Origin of the sequence: Nocardiopsis sp. TNDT3, assembly GCF_003427465.1 — a bacterium.
Lineage (GTDB): Bacteria > Actinomycetota > Actinomycetes > Streptosporangiales > Streptosporangiaceae > Nocardiopsis > Nocardiopsis dassonvillei.
Window position 1 is genome coordinate 1 of sequence record NZ_QPFC01000816.1, and the last position, 5,306, is coordinate 5,306.

Below are 5,306 nucleotides of genomic sequence, written 5' to 3' on the forward strand. Positions count from 1 at the left end.
CAGCGGGGTGGATGGGGGGAGGTCGCTCCCCCGCCCCTACTCGACCGGTTCGATCGAGGCGAGGGTCTCGATCCCGCCGAGCTCGTACCAGCCCTCCCACATCACCGCGGGGCTGTTGGGCGTGCCCTCGGCCTCACTGGGCCAGTTGGTCCAGGCGGAGTTGTTGGCCTGCGACCACTGGCCGTTGTACCAGAGCGGGATGGTCGGCAGCTCGGCCAGGAAGTGCTCCTGGAGCTGCGAGGTGACCTCGGCCGCGGCCTCGACGTCGTCGGCGGGGACCCGGGCGAGCTCCTCGGTGAGGGCCCACGCCTCGTCGCTCTCGTAGCGGTGGAAGTTCACCGTGGTCTGCTGCTCCTGGACGGGCAGCTGGTAGAGGTAGTCGTAGTAGGTCCACGGCGAGTTGCTCAGCTGCCGGGCGTTGTTGATGACCAGGTCGAACTCGCCCGCGTTGCGGTTGTCGTCGAGCAGGCCCGCGTCGGGGAACTCGGCCGTGATGTTGATGCCGACGTCCTGGGCGTTCTGCTCGATGATCCGGGCGGCCTCCATCCAGTCGGTCCAGCCGGAGGGGACCGCGAGGGTCAGCGCGATGGGCTCGCCGTCGGGGGTCTCGACGAAGCCGTCGCCGTCCTCGTCCATGTAGCCGGCCTCTTCGAGGATGGCCACGGCCTCGTCCGCGTCGAAGGTGAAGCCCTCGCGCTCGACCAGCTCGTGGTCGATGTAGGCGTCCCACTCGGGCAGCAGACCCGTGGGGTTGGCCGCCTGGACCAGGTTGGCGTACGGGCCCTCGACGATCTGGGTGATGTTGATCGAGTGGGCCAGGGCCTGGCGGAACGCCGTGTCGTTGAGCGGCTCACGGGTGTGGTTCGGGATGAGCCACGCCGTGTTAGCGCTCTTCATGTACGGGGGGCCGTCGTAGAAGCTGGTGATGGTCTCGTTGCTGTTGAGGACCTGGTCGATACCGGGCAGGAAGTTGTTGGAGAGGTCGACCTCGCCCTGGTTCAGCATGCCCATCGTGACCTCGTTGGAGGCGTTGACGATGTCGACGATGTAGCGGGCGTCCATCGTCATGTCGAGGGCCTCGATGGCCCACCACTCGTCGTTGCGCTCCCAGACCATGCGGTCGTCGGTGTGCGACTCGTAGACGTAGGGGCCGGTGCCGACCGGGTTCTCGTTGGGGCTGTCGGCGACCTGGCTCTCCTCCATGCCGGCCCAGATGTGGTCCGGGACGATGGGGTTGGAGTAGGCCCAGTTCATCCACTCCTGCGGACGGCTCTCCGAGAAGGTGACGGTGACCGTGCGCTCGTCGGTGGCCTCGACGCTCTCGATGTAGTCCCAGACGTTGCTGTAGGGGACTCCGGGGACCTGGCCGAGTTCCAGCGTGGTGACCACGTCCTGGGCGACGAAGGGCTCGCCGTCGTTCCACGTGACGCCCTCGCGCAGGGTGATCACGTGCTCGGTCTCCGAGGTCCACTCGTCGCTCTCGGCGAGCCAGTGGACGTACTCTCCCGCGTCCGCGTCGTAGTGGAAGAGCGACTCGTAGACCAGGCCGTTGGTGCCGACCGCGAACTGGCCCCGCATCATCGGGTTCCAGCTGGTCGGCGCCTCCCAGGCCGTACCCGTGGTGTACAGGGTCTCGTTCCTGGGGTACTGACCCGAACCGCCGTCGCTGTTCCCGCCGCCACCCGAGCAGGCGCTGACCGCGAGGGCCAGGGCCGCGAGTGCCGCCGGAAGCCGCAGCATTCTCATCTCGACTCCTCCTTGTCACCCGGCCGGCCTATGGGGGGAGTCCCCTCCGAGAGACCGGAAGGGTTGGGAGCGCTCCCAGTGGTGAGCGCGCGAGACCGTTGCTGAACCGGGTAAGTGACGTTAACAACAACACGTCCGCAGGAAGGGCGTCAATGCCCGACACTTCGCTGTTATTCGCTTGTAACAGCACAGATGCGGGTATGTCAGTAAGTTCGGCGGCGCTGAACCGGTTCCGCACGGGCGTTCTCGCTCCCTTGGGGGCCTGTCGGCGTGGGGCGTTACGCGCCGCAGCCTTCCACAGCTCGTGAGGAGGTGACAGCACCCTCACGGTCACCTTTTGGACACCAAAGCCGCAGAGACCACCGAGGCAACTCACGCCCCTGTTTTCACATCGTTAACAACTGCCACGGTGCACGCCGCGCCCCCGGCATCCGCGCCACGCGGGGCTCGCGGACCCTCACGCGGTGTACGCGTCGGACGGGGCGCGGGCGGCCGGCGGGGAGCGCCGGATCACGCGCCCAGAGGGCCGGTGCTGCCCCGCGGGAGCAGCTCCCCGCGCGAGGTCTCGCTGTTGGCCACCGGCTTGCCCTCGATCGTCCTGGCCAGCATCAGCGCGGCCTGGCGGCCGTAGGACACGATGTCGCGCACTATGGCGGTCAGCGAGGGGCGGACCAGGCGGCACAGCACCGAGTCGTCCCAGGCCACGATGGACAGCTGCGAGGGCACGTCCACGCCCATCTCGTGGGCCACGCCCAGTCCGGCCACGGCCATGAGGTCGTTGTCGTAGATCAGGGCCGTCGGCCGGTCGGTGGCGGCCAGCAGCTTGCGCGTGGTCCTGGTGCCCCCCTCGCCCGTGTAGTCGGCGTGCACCCAGCGGGCCTCGCTGAGCCCGGCCTGGGCCGCGGCGTCCAGGAAGGCCTGGGTGCGCACGCGGGTGTGCACGAACTTCTCCGGGCCCGCCACCTGGACGATGCGCCGGTGGCCGAGGGCGGCCAGGTAGTGGACGACCTCGCGCATGGCGGTGGCGTCGTCGGTGTACAGGTAGGGCAGGGAGCCCACGCCCTCGGGTCCGCCGAGGACGACGGCGGGCAGCGGGAGCTCCTCGACGACCTGGACGCGCGGGTCGCCCACGCGCAGGTCCACCATGATCACGCCGTCCACCCGGCGTTCGGACGACCAGCGCCGGTAGGCCGCGATCTCGGCGCCCATGTCCTCGGTGACCTGTAACAACAGGTCGACCCCCGAGGTGGCCAGCTCGGTCTCGATCCCCGAGACCAGCTGCATGAAGAAGGGTTCCAGACCGAGGGAGTGGGCGGGCCGGTCCACCACCAGGCCGACCGCCCCGATCCGGCCGCCGGGGGCGAGTGCGCGCGCCGGGCTGCTGGGCGCCCAGCCGAGGTCGCTGGCGATCGCCAGGATGCGTCTTCGGGTCTCCTCCGAGACCCCCGGACGCCCGTTGAGCGCGTAGGACACGGCCCCCTTGGACACCCCCGCGGCCTTGGCGATGTCCATGATGGTCGGACGCCGCATCAAACCCCCCATTCGTCCCCCTGATCACACAAAGCTGAACCGGTTAAGCAGACGGTTCGGGATTGTACTGCATGACCTTGGCGTCTAACCCGACAAATGGGTACTTAACTCACGAAAGTTCTCAAACTCCCTGGCATCGGGGGCACCAGTAGAGGGTGCGTCCGGCCAGTTCCGCGGAGGCGACCGGCGAAGAGCACACCCGGCAGGGTTCTCCGGTCCGGTAGCACACGTAGAGGCTGTCGGGCCGGGGCACGGGACGCGCGTCCGGGTCGGGGCGGTGCTCGGGCAGGGTGGTGATGATGTAGCCGTCCCGCACGCCGTCGCGGAGCAGGCCCGACAGGTCGTCCCACAGCCGCGACCACTGGTCGGCCGTGAGGTCGCGGCCCGGGGTCATCGGGTCCAGCCCCGCCCGGAACAGCGACTCCGCGCGGTAGATGTTGCCGATGCCCGCCACGACGTCCTGGCGCATGAGGAGCGCGGCGATGCTGGTCCGGGAACGGCTGACCACGCGCCAGGCGCGCTCGGGGTCGGCGTCGTCGCGCAGGGGGTCGGGCCCCAGCCTGTCCTGGACGGCGCGCTTGTCGTCCTCGGTGATGACCTCGCAGGCCGAGGGGCCGCGCAGGTCGGCCCAGCCGGAGGAGTTGACCAGCCGGGCGCGCACCGCCCCGACGGGTTCGGGCGCCACGACGAAGCCCTCGGCGTCGCGCAGCAGCTCCCGGCGGGCGCCGCCCGCGGCCCGAGGCGCGCCCAGGTGGCGTTCGCCGTCGGCGTCGCCGAAGGACCAGGCGCCGTACAGGCCCAGGTGGACCCGCAGCCACTCCCCCGAGTCGAACCCGAGGAAGAGGTGCTTGCCGTGGGCCTCGCTCTCGGTGAGGACCCGGCCGTCGATCCGGGCGGCGCCGTCGGCGAAGCGCCCCTGCGGACTGCTGGCGCGTACCGCGCCGCCGCCGAAGGTCTTGTCGAAGTGCGCTGCCAGGCGGTGCAGCGTGTGGCCCTCGGGCACCGGTCCTCTCCTCCTCCGTCCGTCCGGGGCTGCGGCGTGAACACCGCTTTCCGGACATCCGGCTCCAGGGTAGTGCGCCCGGCCCGTCCGCCGGTCCGGTCGGCTTCCGGCGCCGGTGGGGCCGCCCGGCCGTGCGCGCGGGTGTGGCCGCCCGACGGGTCAGTGGGCGGTGAGGATCTCCTCCACCAGGGCGCGCGGGTCGGCCAGGCAGCGCCAGGCGGGCACCACGACCACGGGGTCCCCCGTGGTGCGGTTGAGCGTCTCCCCCCGGGCGAGCAGCCAGCGCAGGGAGCGGCCGTCGGGCTCCCGGTCGAGCAGGAGCAGCAGGCGGCGGGAGCCGAACCGGACCACCATGTCGGCGGTCCAGCCCTCGCCCGTCTGCTGGAGGGTCACCTCCGTCCCCACCCCGCGCAGCTCCCTGACCAGCGCGGAGGCCGCCGCGTCGGTCCGCCCCGCGTGGCCCCCGGCCGCCGACGCCTCCAGCTCGCCCAGCGGGCCGTCGTCGCCCGACCAGTACCCGCGGTCGCCCACCACCACGAGCCGCTGGCGGGTGCGGGTGAGCACCGACGACCACAGGTGACCCATCCGGCGCACACGCCGCTCGGCGACGGCGGGCGCCCCAGAGGCCAGCGTCGGCGTCAGGACGGTGACGTCCGCCGGATCGTGGTCGTCCGCCAACAGGTCCGGTCCGCCCACCCGCACCTCGTGGCGCAGGACGCGCTTGCTCAGCAGGCGGCGCACCAGGGCCGCCTGGGGCTGGGTCGGCGCGACCACCGCGACCACCCGGCCCCGGGGCAGGTGCTCGTCGAGTTCGTCCACCACCACCGCCACCCGGTAGGCCTCGTCCCGGTTGACGAAGGACGCCCCGGGCGCGGCCTCGCAGACCCCGGCGACGTCGCGCCACTCGAACGCGGGGCCGCCCGAGGGGTCGGGGAGGGTGCGCACCGCGAGCCTGCCCCCGTAGCAGTGCCGCGACGCGGCCCCGGCGAGCTGGGGCGGCGCCCCGTCGTGCTCGTCCAGCCACCGC

General features: G+C 71.4%; 3 protein-coding genes and 1 pseudogene. All 4 read right to left on the reverse strand.

Annotation, left to right across the window (positions count from 1 at the left end):
- Positions 1 to 36: 36 nt before the first annotated feature.
- Positions 37 to 1,740, reverse strand: coding sequence for an ABC transporter substrate-binding protein (locus DQW06_RS19890; RefSeq protein WP_071622643.1), 1,704 nt, complete (start codon positions 1,738 to 1,740; stop codon positions 37 to 39).
- A 516-nt stretch (positions 1,741 to 2,256) separates the two neighbouring features.
- A complete protein-coding gene (locus DQW06_RS19895; RefSeq protein WP_019608035.1) occupies positions 2,257 to 3,276 on the reverse strand; it encodes a LacI family DNA-binding transcriptional regulator in 1,020 nt (339 codons plus the stop codon).
- Between the two features lie 121 nt (positions 3,277 to 3,397).
- Positions 3,398 to 4,279 (reverse strand): Fpg/Nei family DNA glycosylase, encoded by an 882-nt coding sequence (locus DQW06_RS19900; RefSeq protein WP_117199087.1) that lies wholly within the window; start codon positions 4,277 to 4,279, stop codon positions 3,398 to 3,400.
- Positions 4,280 to 4,438: 159 nt separating this feature from the next.
- Positions 4,439 to 5,306: pseudogene (locus DQW06_RS19905) on the reverse strand (DNA helicase); the annotation flags it as partial.